This is a genomic window from Roseiconus nitratireducens (genome assembly GCF_008629675.1).
Lineage (GTDB): Bacteria > Planctomycetota > Planctomycetia > Pirellulales > Pirellulaceae > Stieleria > Stieleria nitratireducens.
This window is the reverse complement of record NZ_VWOX01000015.1, coordinates 106884-128729: the sequence shown is the minus strand read 5'-3', so window position 1 is coordinate 128729 and position 21846 is coordinate 106884. Positions and strand designations below refer to the sequence as shown.

General features: G+C 61.8%; 16 protein-coding genes. 11 read left to right on the top strand and 5 right to left on the bottom strand.

Features of this window, described 5'->3' with window-relative positions; all coding sequences use genetic code 11:
* Positions 1-459 precede the first annotated feature (459 nt).
* Both FYK55_RS22505 and FYK55_RS22500 read left to right on the top strand, forming a co-directional pair.
* The gene (locus FYK55_RS22505) at positions 460-1557 is read left to right on the top strand and encodes a DUF1559 domain-containing protein (RefSeq protein WP_235908905.1); all 1098 of its coding nucleotides are present in this window, start codon (positions 460-462) and stop codon (positions 1555-1557) included.
* A gap of 274 nt (positions 1558-1831) precedes the next feature.
* Positions 1832-2323 (top strand): carboxypeptidase-like regulatory domain-containing protein, encoded by a 492-nt coding sequence (locus FYK55_RS22500; protein WP_150078866.1) that lies wholly within the window; start codon positions 1832-1834, stop codon positions 2321-2323.
* 239 nt (positions 2324-2562) lie between these two features.
* Here the strand turns inward: FYK55_RS22500 and FYK55_RS22495 are convergent, their stop codons facing one another.
* Together FYK55_RS22495 and FYK55_RS22490 are read right to left on the bottom strand one after the other, a co-directional pair.
* A complete protein-coding gene (locus tag FYK55_RS22495) occupies positions 2563-3390 on the bottom strand; it encodes a phytanoyl-CoA dioxygenase family protein (RefSeq protein WP_150078865.1) in 828 nt (275 codons plus the stop codon).
* A 146-nt stretch (positions 3391-3536) separates the two neighbouring features.
* On the bottom strand, positions 3537-5999 hold the full coding sequence (locus FYK55_RS22490) for an ATP-binding protein (protein ID WP_150078864.1): 2463 nt from the start codon (positions 5997-5999) through the stop codon (positions 3537-3539).
* 212 nt (positions 6000-6211) lie between these two features.
* On the opposite strand from FYK55_RS22490, the gene FYK55_RS22485 reads away from it, so the two are divergent.
* The 4 genes from FYK55_RS22485 (at position 6212) to FYK55_RS22470 (ending at position 10097) form a co-directional block, all read left to right on the top strand.
* Positions 6212-7051 (top strand): purine-nucleoside phosphorylase, encoded by an 840-nt coding sequence (locus FYK55_RS22485; protein WP_150078863.1) that lies wholly within the window; start codon positions 6212-6214, stop codon positions 7049-7051.
* Positions 7048-7995, top strand: coding sequence for a purine-nucleoside phosphorylase (locus tag FYK55_RS22480; RefSeq protein WP_150078862.1), 948 nt, complete (start codon positions 7048-7050; stop codon positions 7993-7995). The genes FYK55_RS22485 and FYK55_RS22480 overlap by 4 nt, the downstream gene beginning before the upstream one ends.
* Positions 7996-8090: 95 nt before the next feature.
* Entirely contained in the window at positions 8091-8936 is an 846-nt protein-coding gene (locus tag FYK55_RS22475) for a tributyrin esterase (protein WP_235908904.1), read from the top strand.
* 45 nt (positions 8937-8981) lie between these two features.
* On the top strand, positions 8982-10097 hold the full coding sequence (locus FYK55_RS22470; protein WP_150078861.1) for a hypothetical protein: 1116 nt from the start codon (positions 8982-8984) through the stop codon (positions 10095-10097).
* Between the two features lie 90 nt (positions 10098-10187).
* Here FYK55_RS22470 and FYK55_RS22465 read toward each other — a convergent pair whose 3' ends face one another.
* Both FYK55_RS22465 and rpe read right to left on the bottom strand, forming a co-directional pair.
* Positions 10188-10781: a histidine phosphatase family protein gene (locus FYK55_RS22465; protein WP_150078860.1), complete on the bottom strand. Its 594-nt coding sequence runs from the start codon at positions 10779-10781 to the stop codon at positions 10188-10190.
* Positions 10781-11470 (bottom strand): ribulose-phosphate 3-epimerase, encoded by a 690-nt coding sequence (gene rpe / locus FYK55_RS22460; protein WP_150078859.1) that lies wholly within the window; start codon positions 11468-11470, stop codon positions 10781-10783. The genes FYK55_RS22465 and rpe overlap by 1 nt, the downstream gene beginning before the upstream one ends.
* 501 nt (positions 11471-11971) lie before the next feature.
* Between rpe and FYK55_RS22455 the strand changes: the two genes are divergently transcribed.
* The 3 genes from FYK55_RS22455 to FYK55_RS22445 are packed head-to-tail and all read left to right on the top strand — an operon-like array spanning position 11972 to position 17611.
* Positions 11972-13132, top strand: a complete 1161-nt coding sequence (locus FYK55_RS22455; RefSeq protein ID WP_150078858.1) for an NAD-dependent epimerase/dehydratase family protein — start codon at positions 11972-11974, stop codon at positions 13130-13132.
* Positions 13133-13183: 51 nt separating this feature from the next.
* Positions 13184-16753 carry a hypothetical protein gene (locus tag FYK55_RS22450; protein WP_150078857.1) on the top strand — a complete coding sequence of 1190 codons (3570 nt, stop codon included), beginning with the start codon at positions 13184-13186 and terminating at the stop codon, positions 16751-16753.
* A gap of 15 nt (positions 16754-16768) precedes the next feature.
* A complete protein-coding gene (locus tag FYK55_RS22445; RefSeq protein WP_150078856.1) occupies positions 16769-17611 on the top strand; it encodes a hypothetical protein in 843 nt (280 codons plus the stop codon).
* Positions 17612-17728: 117 nt separating this feature from the next.
* On the opposite strand, the gene FYK55_RS22440 is transcribed toward FYK55_RS22445, so the two are convergent.
* On the bottom strand, positions 17729-18334 hold the full coding sequence (locus FYK55_RS22440; protein ID WP_150078855.1) for a hypothetical protein: 606 nt from the start codon (positions 18332-18334) through the stop codon (positions 17729-17731).
* A gap of 174 nt (positions 18335-18508) precedes the next feature.
* On the opposite strand from FYK55_RS22440, the gene FYK55_RS22435 reads away from it, so the two are divergent.
* Together FYK55_RS22435 and FYK55_RS22430 are read left to right on the top strand one after the other, a co-directional pair.
* Complete coding sequence (locus FYK55_RS22435) at positions 18509-19810, top strand: adenosylmethionine--8-amino-7-oxononanoate transaminase (RefSeq protein WP_235908903.1); 1302 nt, start codon at positions 18509-18511, stop codon at positions 19808-19810.
* Positions 19811-19917: 107 nt separating this feature from the next.
* The gene (locus FYK55_RS22430) at positions 19918-21825 is read left to right on the top strand and encodes a PQQ-dependent sugar dehydrogenase (RefSeq protein WP_150078854.1); all 1908 of its coding nucleotides are present in this window, start codon (positions 19918-19920) and stop codon (positions 21823-21825) included.
* The last annotated feature ends 21 nt before the right edge of the window (positions 21826-21846 follow it).

Here is a 21846-nt window from a genome sequence, read left to right as displayed (position 1 = left end):
GGTTGGATCGTCTTGCCAGGATCGCCCAACCCGATCGGCGGCCGGCCGACAGCTGTTTGGGGTGGCGTGCGACCGATGACCACACCCGATCCGGATCGCGGCTGCCCGTTTGGGTAGCAGATTGCCCGAGACGCGCGCGACTCGCCTCGGGTAACCCGATCGGGTGCGGTGTCGGCCCGGCGCCAATCGCCGCGGCGAGGAAAAAAACTTCAGATTTGGTCCCGCTTGAATGGGACTCTGTTCAGTTTCACGCGGGGTTGAGGGGATTCATCTCACCGCAATTTGATTTCGTCACCCCGGTGGGCGGTGCGACGTGGATCGATGGGCGACCGCTTTGGCACCCCTGCTGCTTACGAGCGGGACCGAGCGACGTCCCTCACCGGGCGTCTGGAAATTACACAGCATGTGAATGGTTCACATGCAAACGATTCTTCGATACAGGCAGATGATTTGCCTCCAATGAACATGACCCACCCTTCCATCCAATCTTTCGTTACCCGTTCGTCCCTGGACCGTCGTCGTTGCAAACGTGCCCGCCACGCCTTCACGTTGGTGGAGCTGTTGGTGGTGATCGCGATCATCGGTGTGATGGTTGGTTTGCTGCTGCCGGCCGTCCAGTCGGCGCGGGAAGCCGCCCGCCGCATGTCCTGCTCCAACAATCTCAAGCAGGTCGGCTTGGCGCTGCACATGTACCACAACACTTACAAGCAGATGCCGACGGCATCGACCACGGCGGAGATCACCGAGCAGCGACCGCCATCCTGGCTGGTCAAGATCCTGCCGTTCATGGAGCAGTCCGCGGCCTGGGACCGGACGACCTTCAATGGAACCGACTTTGCCTCGCGCAACGACGGCATCAACCGCAACTGGGAAACTTACAACGGATTGATCGTGCCGTCGTTCAATTGCCCGTCCAGTCCGTTGCCCCAGTCGCGATTTGATGATGCCAGTCCCGAAACCGTGGCGCTGGGGGCGCCGGAGACGTTGGAGATTCAAATTCCCAACTACGTCGGGGTGGCCGGTGATTACAACGAACGAAAGTCGCAGTGGAACGGCTATGCCGGGATGAGCGACTACAACGGCGTGATCGTCGCGTTGGACAACGGCAACCACGAACCGGTGAAGTTTGCATCGATCCTGGACGGAACTTCTCACACGCTGGCCGTGGGCGAGCAAAGTGACTTTGTTCGCGTCCGACCGCCGGGACAGACCGAGCCCGAATTCTACGACCAGCGGGCCGGCAACTGGTTCGGTGGTGCCTGGTCCGGAGGCGGCGGCGGTCCCAACAACGGTCCGGAGGGTTACCGGATGAATGTCGCCTCGACGCGCGTCGGGATCAACTACTCGCCGACCAACCGCTTCCTGGATCCCTACGGCATCGGGCCTTACTGGTACGGCCGTCCGGGCAACCACACCATCTTCAACTCCACGCACGGCGGCGGGGCGCAGTTCCTCAAGAGCGACGGATCGGTTGAGTTCATCAGCGAGAACATCCGCTTTGAAATCTTCTCGCTGCTCTCCAACCGCGAAGACCGCAAGGTCATCGAGCAGTTCTGAACTGGCCCCACAGGCTCCATCGGGCAGACGAGGTCCTGTCTGAAAACGGGCCCTGTCTGAGAACTGGCAAAACCCGGTAGCTGCTGTCGCCAGATGGCAGAAAGCCATGCTCTGGCGAGTGTAGCTACTTGTTTCAAGCAAAGCCTATCGCCGGCGGCGGATGCCCGTCGTTCGGCGAGGTCGGCACACGACGGGCTCGGACGACCGGCCGTGGTTCTCCGGGCCCGTTTTTCGATTCACATCCAACCACAAACATTCCGAAAGATTTCACGAGATGATTTTGAAAGAGAAAGCTTTTTATGCTTTGTCCCTGGCCACGGGCCTGTGCTTGGCGACCGTTGCCGGCTGCGGCAGCAGCGATCGACCTGAACTGGCGTCGGTCACCGGCAAGCTGACCAAGGACGGTATTCCGTACGTGAATGCCCGCGTGGAGTTCCATCCGACGACCAGCGGCGGAACGTCTTATGGCACCACGGACGACAACGGCGAGTTTGAATTGCGGTATTCCACCGGCGAACCCGGTGCCGCCATCGATACGCACAGCGTGACTGTCATCGGTGGCCAACCGAAGGGCGGGCGTCAGCCGGCTGTCACGTTGCCGGACACCGAAACGATTGAGAACGCGGCGGAAGGGGCCTTGGCTCCCATGGGCGACCCCACCGCGATGGCCCGACGCCGTGGCGGCGGGGGGCCGAAAGAGGTCAGCGGTCTGAAGGCTGTGATCAGCGAGGGTGGCGACAACCACGTGGAGCTGACGCTGCCCTGAACCCTTTCCGGTTCTGGATCCCGTGACGTGGAACCCGCCGCCGACGGGAAGCGTTTCCGAATCGGGTGAAAGCATTCACCGCCCATCCGCCCGCCAAACTTTCTTTGCGAAAACACCGACGAGCCGGCCGCCGTTCTTAGCGTCGGCCGCTTGTCGGTGTTTTTTTTTGAGGCCGTCGCTGGATAACGCCGGCGGGGGCTGCGCCGCGCCGATGCGATGGGGGGGCCATCGGGTCGAGATCAGGCGTCCGCCGGTCGTGGTTGATTGCTCCAGTGGCCACTGGGATCGGCGCCGCGAACGAAGACGCCTTTCTCGTTCCAGCCCAGCGCGGCGTGAACGTCCGCGCTGCAGTAACGGAGCGTCAGACCGCAGCGTCGCCGCGCGGAGTGATTGGCTTCGCTGCCGTGCAACAGCAGGTCGGCGTGAATGGAAGCCTGGCCGGCCCGCAGCGGGTCATACACCAGTTCGCCATACTGCTCCGGGTCATCGATCGTTTGGTTCAACACGTTGTGCTCGGTGGAGTCGCTGGGACGGTAGGTCATGTGTCCCTTGGTGTGCGAGCCGGCAATGAACTTCATGCACCCGTTCTCCTGATCGGCGTCGTCGATTGCCAACCACACGGTGACTGCTTTGCTGGGTGACAGCGGCCAGTAGCTGGCGTCCTGGTGCCAGGCGACACTTTTGCCGTCGCGGGGCATCTTGCAGAAAAAGTGGGATCCCCATCCGATCACGTTCTCGCCCAGCAGGTCGCTAACCGGTGAGACAATCCTGGCATCGGTCAACAGGTCATGGACCGGCCCGTACTTCAGATGGGCGGAGCTGATCGAGTAGCTGTCTCCGCCGCCGGCCGTGACCCGCCGCAACAGGTCGTCGAAGTATTCCCGAATCTTTCCGATTTCATCCGCCGTGAAGATCTCCAGCGGGGCGATGTAGCCTCGATCGTTGAAGTGGCGAATCTGGTCGGCCGACAGGGTTTCGGGGTGCTCGACTCCCGCCGGATGAAACGTCAGGTCACGCTGCAGCGATTCGAGTTCATCGTCGGTCGGGATGATTTGAAAGTCTTTCATCGGATGCTCATGGGGGAGGGGCGTTGTGTGAATGAGTGACGACGCCAAGGGCCAGATGAATCTCAAACGCCAGGTCAATAGCAAAGGCCTGGCCAATGGCAAATGCCTAATCGGCGCCCAAGGGCCGGTCAATGCGTCACGCTTGTTCAGCCGACGTGGTCCGGTTGGCTGTTCCCGGCGGGGAGGGTGTCAAACAACGGGATGGCAATTCCCGCGTCGTCCACTTGCCACGGTGTCCACAACACGGCGATGTCGTCGGTTTTTAAATCACTTTTGCGAGGGGCGATGTCCGTCGATTCCAATTCAATGTGGTCGATGTCACAGGACTCGGCCAGTTCCCGGATTTCATTTTGCAGATCGTGTTCCAATTCGCGGAGATCGTCTCGCAACAGTTCGACGGCCTGCTCGGCGCGCAGGACGTCGTCCCGCTGTTGCGATGCGCGACCGACGCCGCGGGCTGCCGTGGCGACGCCGCCGCGGCGACCGCCGACGAACGCACCCAGGATGGACGAACCGACCGAGACCAGGGTGGACCAGCGGGCCTGGTCGTATTGTGATTCTTCACGCCGCACCCGGTCCTCGGCCGTGCGGATCTTCTTTTCCAGCGACTCCATCTTGCTCTGGTATTTCGCCCGCAGCTTTTCCGTTTCCAGGTCGCGTTTTTCACGCAGGAGCTGTTGGAAATGGAGTCGCGCTTCGGCACGCGTGCTGCCGCCGGGCGCGTAGCCGGACAGCCCCGGGCACTTGTACAGCGTCATCGTGCAGTGGCGGTACAGGAAGTCTTTGAATTGCGATTTGTAACTTCGGAACTTGGATTTGCCGCCGACCGTCGCGGGCAGTTCGCTGAACGCGATTCCCGGTTCGGGATCGGTAAGCAACTCATTCTCCGGCGGGAGAGCTTGACTGATTTCCCACAGCGTGTCAGGGAAGCCTTCGGCGGTGCAGGGAAGGATGCGGCGGGTGTCGTGCCAGCGGTCCAAGTCGGCGCTGGCCCGGATGAAGTGCAGCGAGCCTTCGCCCAGCAGCGCCGGGCGGTACACCCGTTTCGCGTCCGCCTGCGGCGATTGCCAGCTCTCCAGGAAAAGCTCATCGATTCCGGCCGGCACGACGGGTCGGGCGACCGTCGCCGCTTCCGATTCGACCAACTCCCCGGCCTGTTCCAGCCGGTTCCGTCGGGTCTGCTTTTGTTCGGCCATCAGATCGGCGATCTGCCGCCGCGCCAGGGGGCCGGCCAGGAAGGACATTGCCCAGCGTGTTTGGAAGGTGACCGGGGCGTCGTCGTGGACGTTGTTCATCAAAAACACCCCCTTGCCCAGTGAAGCCAGGATCCGTTCCATCGCTCCACGATCGAATGTCGTTCCCGACTCGCCGGCCGCGCCTTCCAGGCCCTCCAGGACGCGCGCCTTGTCTCGTTCGGTTTGCAGACGTCCCAGGAACCAGGTGCCGATGTTAGAAAGTCCCTTGTAATCCAGGTCGACCGGGTTTTGCGTGGCCAGGACGATGCCCAGGCCGAACGCCCTGGCCTGTTTCAACAACGTCAGCATCGGCGGTTTGCTGGGCGGTTTGGCGACCGGCGGGAAGTAGCCGGCGACCTCGTCCATGTAAAACAACGCTCGCAACGAACTGGTCCCGGTCTGGGTTCGCATCCAGGTGACCAACTCATTGAGCAGGATGGTGACGAAGAACATCCGTTCGCTTTCGCTCAGGTGCGAGATCGACAGGATCGACAACCGGGGTTTTCCGTCGGCGGTGTGCAGCAACCGCTGGATCGACAGCGATTCGCCTTCCAGCCACGATGCGAATGCGGGGGAGGCCAGCAGGTTGTTCAATTTCATCGCCAACGCTGCCCGGTCGGCGACGGGCATAAACGTGTCCAGGTCCACAACGCCGACGCGGTCCAGTGGAGGAGATTGGATCAGACGAATCAGGCCGCCGATGGTGACGTTCTTGCCCGAGAGCCACTGATGACGCAGGATCGATGCGATCAAAATATGTTCGGGGGACGTCAGGGGATCGACGTTCATGCCCAGCAGCGACAGCAACCCGGACACGGCCGCGGTGATCCGCTCGCCCAGGGCTTCGGTGTCCGCCCGGACTTCGGGCGTTGGTGCGTCAAAGCTCTTCAACACGGTCAGGGGCAACCCGATCGAACTGCCCGGTGTGTAGATGGAGACTTCGGCGGCGTCCTTGAGGGCTCGAATTCGATCCGGCGACTGCCCCCAGGATGCCAAGCCTTCGGCCCACGACGTCGCCGTCTGTTGAGCGAACTCCTGGAGCGTGATCCCCCGCCGCGTCGCTTCACTTTGCTGCAACCAGGGCTGAAAGTCCTCCGGTTTCAGGTCGGGGAACGTCAGCATCAAATTCGCCAGATCGCCTTTGGGGTCCACGCAAATGGCGGGGATGCCGTCCAGGGCGGCTTCCTCCAATAGCGACAGGCACAGCCCGGTTTTGCCGCTGCCGGTCATCCCCACGCACATGGCGTGCGTGCACAGATCCTTGGCGTCGTACATCAGCAGGTGATCCAGCAATTGACGATTGCTCAAATCGTATTGACGTCCCAAATAGAACGATGCCAGTTTTTCGAAATCCGCTGGATCGGGGCAAGTCATGTGTCAGTGACCGTCCGTGTTTGGAAACGTTGGATGGTGGGGGCGATGCGGCGCGGGTCCAAAGTCTAACAATTCACCCACGCCGTGGCAGTGATCCGGCGGTGCGTTATCATCGGGCCGGCCGAAACGGATCGGTCTGCCCGGCGGCCCGAGAGGGTTCCCGGCAGCCGAAATCCACTTCCTTTATTCCGCCCGCTTTCCACTCTGATCCGATGCTTGATCTGTACGAAAAAATTGAAGACGCCGTCGCCGTGATTCGCAAGGAGTTCGACGAAACACCACGCGTGGCCATCGTGCTGGGGACGGGACTGGGCGGGCTGGTTGAAAAGATCGACGTCAAAGCCAGCATCGACTACGGGGACATTCCGCACTTTCCGACGTCCACCGCGACGGGGCACCGTGGCAGGCTGGTTTGCGGCCATTACCGTGGGGTCCCCGTGATGGCGATGGAAGGCCGCTTTCATCTGTACGAAGGCTACTCGTTGAAACAGATCACCTTGCCGATCCGTGTCTTCAAGCGGTTGGGCGCGGAATTGTTGATCGTCAGCAACGCCTGCGGAGGTCTGAATCCGTATTACCAAGGCGGCGACATCATGATGATCGAAGACCAGATCAACTTGATGGGTGACAATCCGTTGATCGGAATCAACGACGATCGCTTGGGGCCCCGTTTCCCCGACATGTGTGAGCCGTATGACCAGCAATGGATTGATCGGGCGATGGCGCTGGCGCGGCGGGAAGACATGGTGCTGCACAAGGGCGTGTTTGTCGCGGTCGCCGGCCCGAATCTGGAAACACGCGCCGAATATCGGTTTCTGCGCACCATTGGTGCCGACGTGGTCGGGATGAGCACGGTTCCCGAAACGATCGTTGCCGTCCACTGTGGACTTAAGGTGGTCGGAGTCAGTGTGATCACCGACATGTGTCTGCCCGATTCGCTGAAACCGGCCAACGTGGAGGAGATCATCGCCACGGCCCAGAGCGCGGCGCCCAAGTTGGAAACCCTGGTCGGCGGATTGGTTGTCCAGGCAGGTCAGACGCGCGTCGCATGACTTGCCAATCGACTCCCCCCGGTTCCCCGTCCCCCGACGTCCGGCAGGCCGTTGACGACATCTGTCGGCGGATCGGTCGCCCAAGTCCTGCCCACCCAAATGCTGCCGATTCAGATCTTGCTCGGCCGCACGTCGATCCGGCCGAACTGCCAACCACCGGGATCGTTCTGGGAAGCGGGTTGGGAGCTCTCGCCGATCGCATCGCCCCGGTGCGATCGATTCCGTTTGGGGAGATTCATGGCTTTGCCCGATCGACCGCGGCCGGACACCGGGGGCAATTGATCGTCGGGGATCTGATGGGGACGCGGGTGATCGCGATGGCCGGGCGGCTGCACCGCTATGAGGGTTGGACAGAGGCCCAGGTGCGTTTTCCGGTCCGGGTGATGGCGGCGCTGGGAGTGCGGACCTTGATCACCAGCAACGCCGCGGGCGGGGTCAACCCGCGATTACGCGTCGGTGACATCGTCGTCATCCGCGATCACATCAATTGGTTGCATTGCCGGCGGCAACCGGAGCAGGCGGAGAACCCGCCGCGGTCCGGCACTGAAATTCCCGGCCGCGACGGCGACGTCTATGACCGGCCGTTGGCTCGGACCGCGCTTGCCGCGGCCCGCCGCGAGGGATTTTGTGCCCAGGAAGGGACGTACCTGGCGACCTTGGGGCCGAATTATGAGACCCGTGCCGAATACCGCATGATGCGACGATTGGGAGCCGACGTGGTTGGGATGAGCACGGTTTCGGAAGTCCTGGCAGCGGCCCAGTGCCGGCTGGCGGTGTTGGCCCTGTCGATTGTTAGCAACGTAGCAGACCCCGATCGGCCGATCGTCGCCGATCACGCCGATGTATTGCAGGCAGGCGATGCCGCAGCCGTTAAGATGGAATGCATCGTCCGAGAAATCCTCACCCGTCCACCGGAATCCGAGGTGCCGTCTGACCCCGATTGATTTTCGCAGTCACGAAACGTCTTTTCTTTCCGCACATCACACCCGAGCGCACGTGATCGATCGACACCGCGGCTGTCGACCACGATCACGAATTGATGATGGCAAAAAAACAGGCTTCCGCCAAATCAACGCCAGCGGCCCGTCGGGGCCAGCTGCCGCTTGAACCCAAAACCATGACGGATTCGTCGGTCGGCTTTGACCGCGATTCGGGCATGTTGTTGGGCGGCGGTGCGACGCGACACGAGTTTTTGATGAACGAACTGTCGGCAAGCGAACTGGTGCAGGCCATCGCCACGGTGCCGCCGGCGTTGGACGAGGAGGAAATGACGCGCGTCGAGATCGTCGGCGCGGAGGGCCAGCACGGGGCGATGATGCGTTTGGACCACCCGGTCAAGCTCCGGGTTCGCGGGACGTTGGGGGACTACGCTTTTGCCTTCAATGCCCAAGCCATCGCCAAGGTGTTTGGCGACGTCGGCCACGGTGTCGGCGACGGCATGCTCAGCGGTTCGGTGCGTGTTCGGGGCAATGCGGGGCATGCGGCCGGAGTGGGCATGATTGGCGGGACGTTGGGCGTCTATGGTTCGGCGGGCGATCGCGTCGGTGCGATGTTGCGGGGCGGAGGCATTTTCGTCCGGCGGAATGTGGGTAACGATGCGGGCTCCGGGGCGATCTCCGGAACGATCGTGATTGGCGGTGACGCCGGCGAGAACCTGGGGGACGCCCGCAGCGATGTTTCGGTGTTCATCCGGGGACAGGCCGCCAGCCTCTCCGCCGGTGTGACGGAAGCTCCTTTGCGGAAGAAGCAGGAGGTTCAGTTGGGCTTGCTATTGATCAGCGCGGGGATCCGCGGCGACGCATCGGAGTTTCGACGCGTGGTCCCGATTGCCAAACTGGAAGCGGAAAAGGCGGCGCGCGGAGAAGTCGTCCCGAACTGGCGATGAGCGAATTTTGACTTGGGCCCTCAAAACTGGATCGAACCCCATCGCATGAATCATCGACTTGCTCCGCTGCAATTGTTGCCGCCCCGCGCCTTTACCAGCTGGTCGCCCGGGCAGCTGAATCCGGTCGCGTCGGCCATCAAACGGCCCGATGGGGCGGAGGTCCCTGTGCAAATGCCGCTGTTTTGGTACCAGCCGGCGTGGATTCGGCTGCAGCCCGCCCTCGCCGACCGTTTGGCCGCCGCGGTGGCTGGCCAGGACGTGATGGTTTCCGCGTTGCGCCGTGACCTGCAAACCGAGGATGATCCGATCGAACTGATGCGTGTGGTCGAACCGGCGGGCGAGGATGACGCGAGTGAAACCGACGCGCAGACAGATGTTCAGCGTCCCATTCACTTGCCTCGGATGACGCCTTATCGGATTGAGCGCTATGGTTTGTTGGTCGAAGATTTCGATGGGGCGCAAGTCATCGACGTCAGGTTGTCGCCGTCGCGGGACGGTTCCGGACGGTTGGCCTATTCGCCGGATCAGATGAGCCGTTGGGAACGACCGGCAGAGAACGAACCCGTCAGCGGCGGCGGCTATGTGGCCGTGTCCAGTTTTCCGCCCGATGTCGTTTCATTGAAACAGTTGGCCGTCAAATTGGACCAGCTGCGAATGCTCGCACCGACAGCGGCGGTGTTGGTGTCCATCGGTCCGTTTCACTTGGAGGAGGAGATCAGTTCGGCGCTGGTGTCCCAGCCCGACGGTTTGATCATCCGCTTTGATGAAGCCCGACTGTCGGGGCTTGAACTGGCGGGGCAGGTTCGGCGGGTCCGACAGTTGATGGACGAGCACCAGGCGGGCGACTTGCCGCTGTGGGTGGTTCCCGGACCGATTTCGGCCGACGACGTGGTCAAGTTGATCGCCCTGGGGGCCAATGCGGTCGCCGTGGACAGCTGGTGTAACGCGCTGGTGGATCAAGTGGTGGAATCGATGTCGGCGTCGGCTTACGACCGATTGCCCGTGGTCGATATTGCGGCGATGACGTCCGCGGCGCTGTGGTACGAGATTGACCGAGTCGTCGGCTTGTTGTCGACGTTGCCGGCCGGCGATGTTGCGACGCGACTGGGAACGTTCCAGCCCGATTGGGCCAATGCATGTGGAGCGAGCCTGCTGCGTTGAAGCCGTGCTGCCCGCGATTCACCCTCCTGCAAGCCAGAGGATCGCGGAGGAGCTCGCGACGACGCAGGAACGGATCGGAAAAGAAACCGATCAGCCCAATTCGGTTTCGATCATCGACCAGCTTGCCGAATCGGTTTCGCTGTCCCACACGCTCTTCAGTTCGTCACCGCTGAGAATGCTTTCGACGACCGTGGCCATCGGATCGGGGATGACCATGGCGATGACGCCTTCGCGGGCCCGCTTGACGCATTTTCGCAGGGCCTTGCCGACACGCGCCTTGGCATCGCCAACGGGTTCACCACCGGGCGGACAGAACGCTTCGGGAAAGTCCTCGCCCTGACGATAGAATCGCGGGTGATTGCGTCGCACTTCGTCGATCAGCTTGCCGTGCCACAAGCCGTGATCAATGTTCCGTAAAGCGTCGATCACCTTCACCTTCACGTCGCGGCCGGCGAGGTGTTGCTGTCGGGCCAAACGTCGAGCGGTCTCCCGCGCGGATTCACAGGGTGACGAAAAGATCGCCTTGACTTCCACGCCCGACAATTCTTTGGCGAGGTGTTCGGCTTGTGCCTCTCCCCGATCGCTCAGGGGCATGTCCAGGCTGCCTTTCATTCGGCCCTGTTCATCGAACTCGGTGGCGCCGGGACGGACGAGTAGCACGTTGGTCAAAGTTGCAGTACGCATCAGACGTTGGCTCCTTCGATCGCGGCTTCGAGGGCCGAGATAGCGGCGGAGTAATCATGTTGTTTGAAGATCGCGGATCCGACGACGAACAAGTCACATCCGGCGGCACGCGCCGGTCCGATCGTTTCCGAATTGATCCCACCGTCAATCTCGAGCAACAGGTGCGGGTGGGATTCCCGCAGCGTTGCCAGTTTTTCCAGCGCCACGGGATTGAACGCTTGGCCGCCAAACCCCGCGTCAACGCTCATCACCAACACCAGGTCCACCAGCGGCAGACAGGCGTCCAAATCCGACAACGGGGTTTCCGGATTGAGCGCCACGCCCACACCGACGCCCAGTTCGCGGATTTCTCCCGCGACCTGCTCGGCGTCTTGAACGGCTTCGACGTGAAACGTCAGCGAGCTGGCGCCCGCTTCGGCCATCGGTCGGGCGTAGTGAAGCGGATCGGAAATCATCAGGTGCACGTCAAGCGGCAGATCCGTGTGGCGACGCAATCCTTCGACGATTGGCATGCCGTACGTCAGATTGGGAACGAAGTGTCCGTCCATGACGTCCAAGTGCAAGACCTGGGTCCCGGCATCGCGCAGTCGATCCAGTTCACCTTTCAGGTCGCCGAAATCGCATAGCAGCAGGCTGGGCAGAACACTCGGTCCTGCGTCACGCATCATTTGAAGCTTGTCTTGCGACATGCAGTTCTCTCATCAAACACGGTTCAGTGGCCGGCCCGACGCCGCGGTGCCCGGAGGCAGGGCGACGGGATTGGAAAGGGGTCAGATCTGTCAGGCGGGGCCGTCCGGATCCAGGGCCACTGCAATTACGCGGCCGACAGGGTGGTCAACGAAGTGGGCGGTTGTCAATTCATCAACTTTTCGACGAGACTCTGGGTCCTGTCGACCTGGCGTTCATTTTCCCGAAAAATCGATCTTCACGCGGTCTTCGCTCGCGTTTAAGGCGCCTTTCGGCCCCCTTAAAAAAGGGCCGTTTCCGTCCGAATATCGATTCCCGGGGATGTCCGGTTTGCAGCGTCCGCGGAGAATTGCCGCGACGGCCCTGCGAACAACCTGATCGCTGTCCGGGCATCGCTGTCCGGGAATCACTGTCCGGGCATTACCGCCCGGGCATTACCGCCCGGGCATCACAGCCCGCCGTCCGAATCACCCGCTCCCACCACCAGCGAGCCAACTCAAAACATGCGTGTCCTTGTCACCGGCGGTACCGGACTGTTGGGAAACAACATCATCCGGCAGTTGTTGGCCGATGGTGACCAGGTGGTGGCGTTGGTCCGGGGGGAACCGGAGCCGGAGGTGTTTGCGGATCTGGATGTCGAACTGCTACGCGCGGAACTCGCACCAACCCCGCCGGGAAATCCGGAATCAACCCAAAAACCTGGCGACGCAGATGCTGCCGACGTTTCGGAGCAGGGCAAACCAGCCTTCCGTGACCAAACCAACCCGCCCATCGCCGGCAACCCGGGTACCGGGAACCGAGTCGATGGCGACTCGGACGTGGACGTTTTGGAAGCGGCGATCGCGGGGTGCGACGCGGTGATCCATGCCGCGGCGATGATCCACTTGGGATGGAAGCACTTGGAAGAGTCGATGTGGATCAATCGCGAGGGGACACGCCGCATTGCCCAGGCCTGTTTGCGGCACCGCAGCAAGCTGGTGCATGTGGGAACGGTCAACACACTGGCCGTCGGGTCCCGTCGCACCGTCGCCGACGAAACCACGCCGCTGGAGCATGCCGGCGGACAGATCCCGTGCAGTTACGTGCAAAGTAAGCGGGCTTCCGTCGAAGTCGTTCTGGAAGCGGTCAGTCAGGGCTTGAACGCGGTCATCGTGCATCCCGGGTTCATGCTCGGTCCGTTCGACTGGAAGCCCAGCAGCGGACGGATGATGTTGGAATTGTCACGCGGTTGGAAACCCGTTTCGCCTTCGGGCGGGTGCAGTCTGTGCGACGTTCGCGATGTGGCGGCGGCGACCATCGCGGCGATGCGGACCGATGTCGACTCGGGTCGCCAATACATCCTGGCCGGGCATAACCTGACCTACCAGCAATTGTGGACAGAGATGGCGCGGCGTGTGGGCCGTCGACCACCGATTCGCGCGGCCGGACCTGGCATGCAGTACCTGGCCGGGCTGGCCGGCGACGGTTGGACCTGGTTGACCGGAAGCGAGAAGGACGTCAACAGTGCCGGAGTGGCGATGAGCGCCCAGTACCATTGGTATGACAGCAAACGGGCGATGCAGGAAATCGGATATCAGATTCGCAGTGCCGAAACGACACTGGACGATGCCGGTCAGTGGATTCGGGAACGATTCGTCTTGCCCGAGGACGGTTCGGATCGCTAGGGTGGCGCGTCGGCTTACGCTCCACCCTCCGCCAATGCCCATGAATGCGTCATGCTCGGACACGGATGTCCACATGTTGCCGGTCTCACGCGTCTTGTCGGATCGGTCTTTCTGACGGGCGTCTTGCTGTTGGGACACGACCGCCCATCTTGTCCGGCGGCCGAGGACCTGGCGGCGACCCCTGTTGTCGAATCATCGGCCAGTGATTCAACGGCCAGTGATTCAACGGTCGCCTCGGCCTCGCCTTTCAACGTTCGCTATCCGGGTGCCGACGGCCCGCTGAGCCTTGCCGGGCTGAGCCTTGCCGGTCAGAGCGAGCCCCTGACGGTCGATGTGGTGGGGATGGCCGGCCACGCCGATCAGGAATTGATCCTGGTCTACGAAGTGCTGCGGGTCGATGATCGGGCTGTGGTGCGAAGCGAACGCAGCACGTTGACGTTGGACCAGGACGGTAATTGCAGACCGCTGACTTTGCTGCAAACGGTCCCGGAGCGCGAAGGCGTCTACGAGATTCGTTGCAGCCTGTTCACGCCGTCGGACAAGCTGTGGTCAAAGATCACGCGCGACAACGACAAGCTGGCTTCGGCCAGGTTTCCCTGGCTGATCTATCAACGTCAGGGCGAAGCCGAGGCGGACGAAGGGGCTGGCGAAACCGCCACTCCCGGAGCAACCGAAAACGCACGTTCCGCGGGTTGGAAAGAGTTTGTCACCGTCACACCGGTGAACGCCGATCAGTGGCCCGCTTCCAATTGGATCCCGCCGATCCCCGAAAGCGCGTCGCGGCTGGTGCCCGACGTCCGGCGGGTCACCAAGTCGTGGACCGGTTCGGCATCCGATGCGGAACACGCCAGCACCCTGCAACTGGGATCCGGAGAATCGATTGTCGCCAAGTTGCCCGACCAGACCGCTCACCAACCCTACCGGCTGACAATCCGGTACGGAGCGCCCACCGTCAATCGCCAGCAGCAGGATGCGTTGATCGAGTTTTCCGACGCACCGGACTTTCGCGTCATCACCCGTACCCTGCCGTTGGCCGGTGAAGTCGCTGTCGACTTGTCGACGGCACGATTCGCGTGGGGAAGCGAAGAACATCTGCTGTGTTTTTCGAGCGGGCGGTCGGAATACATCCGAATCACGAATCGGGCCACGGAACAACCGTTGTCAATCGAATCAATCCGCTTGGCCCATCCGGACGCGAAGGAACCGGCGTCCGCCGCGCAACCGTCGCAGCGGCGTGCGTATTTCCAAGTTCGTTCGTCCGATTGGTCCGCTCAACTGACGTCAGATTATGAAGCGTCGCTCCAAGCATCCGATTTTGCCGCACCCACGATCGAATTGTTTCGACTTTGGAAGGCGACCACGCGAATTCCGATCGTCGCCGACTGGTTCGGCTTTGACACCCTGGTCGTCCCCGTCACGGGGCCGGATCCGTCGGGCGTCGTCGAACACGGTGGACTGATCGAGAGCAGGTCTTCGGCGGGAGCGACGCGATATGACAAAGACAACGGACTGAAGTTGCGGGCGATGCTTCGTTGGCTGGACGGCCGAGGTGTTCGCCTTGTCGCCGATGTCGACGCCATCGCTCCACCGGCTTCCCTGACGGAATCACCGGGCACGCGGCCTGACTCGGACGCCTGGCCGGCAAGCCAACTGCCTGCCAGGCTGCAAGCGATCCAACAACTCGGGACCGTTGCGAGCTGTTGGGACGGTGTGGCGATCGACTTGCGCGATGACTTCAGCACCAGGGACCGACAGCAGCCGCCGACGCGCGACGACATCCGATCGTTGCTGGAATCGATTTCCGGCCCGTTGGTGGTGATCGCCGACGATGCCGTCGCCGATCAGATCGCCCGGGTCGTTGCGGAGGATGCCGACTCGATCGGATTCGTTCCGCGGATCCTCAGACGCTCCGGAAGCGGTCCCACGCCGCCCACGTCTCGGGAGAACGCCAGCTCGGTACCTGCAGAACTGGAGATCCGACCGCCGAACGACAACACGATCCTGGCGTTGGTGTCGTCCGCTGAGTCGTCCGCTGCGGCACCCGCGGGAACGATGCCGGAGTCGTCATCCACGGTCGCGGCACAGTTCGCTCAACTGCACCATCTGATGCTGGGGGAAAATCCCCGAGCCGTCTGGATCGAATCCGAATCGATTGCGCCGCCCGTTTCCAGTCAGCATCACGCCAGCTGGCTGAGCTTTCTGCGCACGCGTCCCGATCAGGTGCGGCGGTTGCCACCGTCCGATGCTGCGTCGGCCTTCTTGGCGGTCATCGAGCCGATCGCGATCAGTCGCGGCACTTCGTCAAGTTTGGATCACTCCTCGGTGACGTTCATCAATCACGCGCCGTGGTCGGCCGATGTCAAAGTAAGGTTCGCCAGCGGCGGCCCGTTCCGATGCGAGATCGACCCCGAACTGCAACCGGTCTGTCGCATTCGCGAAGGCGTGTCAGATGACCTGAGGCTGCTGACGCTGCATCCCAATTCGATCGTGAACGTCCGCCTGCAATCCACGGTGGGCTCGGTACGCATCGCGTCATGGCAAGCATCCATGGTCGGCGGCACCGGAACATTGGAAACGCTGAAGTCGCAGATCGGTGAAGTTGTCAAGAAGATTGGGACCCTGGCGCAGCCGGCCGACTACCCGGAACTTCGCAACGGCGGGTTCGAATTAGACGGCCAGATGGGGATCGTCGGATGGATGCACACCCAATTCCCAGAATCGGCCGTGGTGGTTGACCGCCAAGAGGCGATCGAGGGACAACATTCGATTCGGATGACGACGGATCAACGATCTTCTGGGAGGACGTGGTTGGTCAGTGAACCGATTCCCGTCCCCAGTTCAGGCAGGTTGGCGGTTTCGTTGGCGTTGCGTGCGGCCATCAAACCCGCCGGCACCGACGGTCCGGAATCGTCAGACCGGGCCGGATGGTCGGTCTCGGAGATCAACGTCCCGGGGTCGGGCCAGGCGGTAGCCCCGAGCAAGCCAACCCACCGTGTGCGGGTGTCCTTGGAAGGAACGTTGCGCGGCGCTCCGGTTCGCTTTCTCTCGGAGTTGGACGTCCCCTGCGATGGGAGTTGGCAGCCCCGCCACCTTGTGTTGGAAACCGATCAACTGCTGCCGGAAGAAATGGACACGGTGCGGCTGACCATCGACAGCCTTTCTTCGGGACGGTTGTGGGTCGACGACGTTCACCTGCACGACCAGTTTCCGATAAAGTCCGAACGTGTCGCGCTGCAGGGAAAAGCGTTTTTGGCGATTCAAGGTCTGCAACGCGGACAACTGGAGCCCGCCGCGCGGTTGATCGAAAATCATTGGGCGCAACATTTGCTTGACCACTCCGGTGAAACCTGGCCGACCACGCGACCCGGGTCGCGGGCTGTTGTATCGGATACATTGTTAGCTCCGCTGCCGGCCGGGTCGGCGGGCCGCACCGACGCAGCGCGTTCAGACGTCGCCGCGTCGGACACGGCGGCCGATCCGGAAGCACCGGTCGGTAACGTTGACCAGGCACCTCCGATGTCTTCACGACAGCCGTGGGACATGCGAGGCAGTCGGAATGGTGATCGACCCAGCGTCGCCGAACGAATCCGCCAGTGGTTGCCCCGACCGCTCCGCTTTTAAAAAGGAATCTGTCTTATGTGGCTGCGTTGGATCAAGCGAGTCTTGCTGGTCGGCGCTGTCGCATGTGTCCTGATGGGACTGGCGGCGGGTTGGGCCTTCCGCCAGTCACGCAAGGTCCCAGAGTTTTACGAGCGTGCGGTGGAGCTGCCGTCGCGAGAGCGGTTGGTCGCGTCGAGCGAACGGATGCAAGCCGAAGTCCAACAGCTGCAGGAGGACGTCGGGCAACTCGGACATTGGCAGGCGTCCTTCACGGCCGATCAATTGAACGCCTGGTTGGTCGAACAATTGCCGCAGAAGTTTCCTGAGTTTCGAGCGCGTGGGTTGCAGGATCCTCGCATCGTCATTGATGGAAACACGTTGCGGATTGCGGCCCGATTCAAGGACAAACGGTTCGATGCCGTGCTGTCCTGCGAATTGGAAGTCCAACTGACCGACCAGCCCAATTGCTTGGCGATCCGTGTCCAAAGGATCCGCGCCGGGGCTTTGCCGCTGCCGCTTTCTCAATTTCAAGAAAAGATCAAACAGTTTTCCGAACGAACGAATTTGAATCTGCAGTGGGAAACCGGTGACGAGGAAACCGTCGCGTTGGTGGATATCCCGTTGCGGTATCACGGCCAAGAGTCCGAGGACGTCGTGTTGGAGTCGATCGAACTGACCGACGATCGCGTGAGTGTTGCCGGACGGACCGGTAGCGAAGTCCACCAGGCCTACGCGCCCCAGGGACCTGTCTACACGGTCGCCCAAAATCTGTCGGAGGACCCGAGCTTGCTCGATCCGCCCGCCGAACCTGACGGAGCCGCATCGGAATCGCGGCCGCGAAAGCCGCCCGAGACCGACGCCTTCATGCAAAGCGAGTGAGCCCCCTCGGGCTGCCACTTAACTCGCGCGGCGACTCAACTTTCGCGGTGACTCAACTTTCGCGGTGACTCAACTGCGCGGCGACTCAACTGCGCGGCGACTCAACTGCGCGGCGACTTACCTGCGCGGCGACTCCGTTTCGGTTCCTGGCGTCTCGATCCGCAGCTGCCAGGATTGTCCGGCGGTGGTGGTCGGTCCCGAGTTCTGTCGCGAGAATTTCAAACGGTAGCCCACCGTCGGCGGTTGGGATCGATCGTTGACCGCGACGATCAGTTCGGCTTCAAACGGGTCGGAGGAAAGTCCCACGGGCCGGTAATGCCCGGTCGCGATTTGGGAAACGAAGCCGCGGTCGGCACCCAGGTCACCTTGGAAATCCAGGTAACGAAATCGGTGGTCGGCCAGCCGTGTCGCGGGCACTGACGTGAACGTCTCTGCTGTCCAGCGTCCCCAGCCCGATTCAGAAAGTGGCTCGGTCGCCCAGGTCCACAACGACCGCCGGTCCCGCATGGGGTTCGCGGCATCGGAGGGATTCTCCCGCGGCGTGATCAAACCCGTTCCCGGAACTGGCGGTGGTGCAAACAGCCAGTCCCAGTGGACTCCATGCGCCGGCACCGTGTCGGAGTCGCTTGCGGCCGATCGTCCCGCCCGGTCGCTGAGACGTTCCAGACCTTCGCCGATCGCGTGTCGAAGCACGGTGAAACGGGGCAGATCTTCAAGGCACACGATGTCAATTGCTCTCTCGTTGTCAGCCGCAACGGAATTGTCGGCCGCAGGGCATTCTTCGCCCCGCGGCGGAGGCCGGATTGTATCCGTTTGTCGCCGTCCCGCTCCACCGGTAGGCTGTCCGGCCGATTTGAACCTTTTCCGTGTGCCTGATGACGCCCGTCGGATTTGCCTGTGACGACGACCCACCAAGTGAAGCAAACGATCCCGCCCTGGCAGGCCGCGGGTCTGGACCACGTCTGGATGCCGTACTGCCAAATGAAAACGGCACCGACGCCGATCGCGGTGACGCACACCGAGGGCGTGTACCTGCACTTGGCTGATGGTCGCCGTCTGATCGACGGTTTGGCGTCCTGGTGGTCCGCCTGTCACGGCTACAACCATCCCCACATCCGGGCGGCGATGCATCGGCAGATCGACGCGATGTCGCACGTCATGTTCGGCGGGGTCAATCACGAGCCCGCGTCCAACTTGGCAAGGCGTCTGGCGGCGATTCTGCCCGGGGACCTCGATCGCGTCTTTTTTTCCGACTCCGGTTCGGTGGCGGTGGAAGTTGCCATGAAGATGGCGCTGCAATATTACCGCAACCGTGGGGACCGCGGCCGCACTCGGTTCGTTTCGTTTGCCAACGCCTATCACGGTGACACGACCGGTGCGATGTCCCTGTGCGATCCGGACCGCAGCATGCACGCGGCGTTCGGAGCGGCGCTGTTGCAGCAAACGAGTTTGCCGTTGCCCAACGACGCAGCGGCGCTCGAGCGTTTTGACGACCACTTGTCGCGTCACCGCAGTGAGCTGGCTGGGGTTTTCGTCGAACCGCTGGTCCAAGGTGCCGGCGGGATGCGGTTCCATTCGCCGCAAACGCTGGCCGCGATTTCCGAAGCCTGCGCCCGACACGGCGTGCTGCTAATTGCCGATGAACTGGCAACCGGTTTTGGCCGCACCGGAACGATGTTCGCTGTCGAGCAGGCGCAGATCGTTCCCGACATTTTGTGCTTGGGCAAGGCGTTGACGGCCGGTGCGGTTGGCCTGGCGGCGACGGTAGCGACCGAGCGGGTCTTTCGAGCGTTTTGGAGTGATGATCCCGGATCGGCCCTGATGCACGGTCCGACCTTCATGGCCAATCCGCTGGCGTGCGCCGCCGCGGGAGCTTCGTTGGATCTGTTCGAACGCGAGCCTCGGCTGGAACAGGTCGCGAAAATCGAACGCGAACTCCGTCGCGGATTGGAGCCGTGTCGGCATCTGCCGCGCGTGGTGGACGTGAGGGTCAAAGGCGCGATCGGGGTGGTCCAAGTCGACTCGCTGGACCACGTCGACCGGCTGCGTCAGGCATTTGTCGACCGTGGCGTTTGGATCCGCCCGTTCGGCGACTGCATTTACCTGACCCCTCCCCTGGTGGTCGCTCCGGATCAATTGCGCCAGTTGACCGAAGCAATTGTTGCCGTGACCGAACAATGGGCCGCGTGGTCGGTTTAAACTGTCGCGTTGCCAGGAACCGGTTTCCAGAAAACAATGGTCATCCGGACGTCCCAAAGCGGCGTTCGGTTTCCGTGCCTTCCCCATTTCCTCATGAACTCAAACGAATGATGCCTTCCAAATTAATCGGTCGTCTGACGGCGACGCTCACCTGTTTGACGCTGTCGCTGGTCGCCGGCGTGGTCCGTGCGGATTCGCCGGTCAACCAGCTTTCCGAAGCGGAACAGCGCAGCGGGTGGAAACTGTTGTTTGACGGGAAAACCGCGGACCAATGGCGAAACTACAAGAAGGATTCTCTGAGCGACGGCTGGAAAATCATCGACGGCGCGCTGGTGCGCGATTCCAAGGGAGCCGGCGACATCGTCACCAAGGAAACCTTTGACGCCTTCGAATTGCTGCTGGATTACAGAATCAGTCCGGAGGGGAACAGCGGGCTGATGTTCCACGTGACCGAAGATAATCCGGTGCCCTGGCACAGTGGCCCCGAAGTGCAAATCCAGGACAACATCAAGGGACACGATCCGCAGTTGAGCGGTTGGCTGTACCAACTGTATCGCCCCGGAAAAGAACGCGACTCGGACGACTACATCGATGCCACGCGTCCGGCCGGCCAGTGGAACCAAATCTATCTGCGGATCGCTCCGGGCGGCTGCGAAGTCTGCGTCAACGGTGTGCGGTATTACCAGTTCGACATCGGCAGCGACGATTGGCAGCGGCGTGTCGCCGAGAGCAAGTTCGCCAAGTTCGAAGGGTTCGGAAAAGCCGATTCGGGACACATCTGTCTGCAGGACCACGGCAATCGCGTTTCGTTCCGAAACATCAAGGTTCGCCACTTGGGCAAGGACGGGTCGGTACCGCAGCCCATCGATGGAAAACTGGGGCTGTCATCGGAACTCGCGTTTCCAAACCTGAAGTGGGACCAATGGGATCCGGTCGGAGCGAACGGACAACTTCGTCCGTTGCGGTTGATCGAATTGCGGCACGCACCCGATGGGAGCGGCCGACTGTTTGCCATTTCCCAGAACGGAGCCATCTGGACGTTCAAGAACGATCCGGAAGTCAGCCAGTCGCACTTGTTCCTGGATCTGCGGGACAAGGTGTTCGACTGGAAGAATCGGGGGGCCAACGAACAGGGGTTGTTGGGATTGGCGTTGCATCCGGAATTCAAATCCAACGGAAAGTTTTACATTTACTACACCCACGCCGACGGCCAGAAGTCGATCCTGTCGCAATTCAATGTCTCCGAGGATGATCCGAACAAGGCTGATCCGGATTCCGAAGTGGTGTTGATGGAGATCGAGCAACCGTTCCAAAACCACAACGGCGGCAGCATCGAATTTGGGCCCGACAACTACCTGTACATCGGGCTCGGCGACGGCGGCTTTCGCAACGATCCTTTGGCCGCCGGACAAGATCTTTCCAAGTTGCTCGGATCGATTCTGCGCATCGACGTCGACAACCAGTCGGGCGATTCCAAGTACGGCATCCCCTCGGACAACCCGTTTGTCAGCACGCCCGGCGCACGCGGTGAGATCTACGCTTACGGCGTTCGCAATCCTTGGCGGCTGGCGTTCGATTCCAAGACCGGTGATCTGTGGATCGGCGATGTCGGTCAGGAGTTGTGGGAAGAAGTGGACCTGATTGTCAAAGGTGGCAACTACGGTTGGAGCGTGCGTGAAGGAACCAATCCCTTCGGCAACGGCGTGGCCGGCACCGGCGATCCGATCGAGCCGGTGTGGCAGTACGACCATCGAATCGGTCGTTCGATCACTGGAGGACGGGTCTATCGAGGATCCCGCGTTCCCGAGCTGGCCGGCAAGTACTTGTATGCCGACTACGTGACCGGTGTCGTTTGGGCCCTGACGTACGATCAGGACAAAGGGGCGGCGGTCAAGAACCAGCAAGTCATCCCGGAGAGTGTTCCGGTGCTGGCATTTGGCGAAGACGAAAACGGCGAAGTCTATTACTTGACCGAAAGCGCCCGCGGTGACTGCATTTACCGCTTCGCGAACTAGAATTCGGGTTGCGATGCGGCC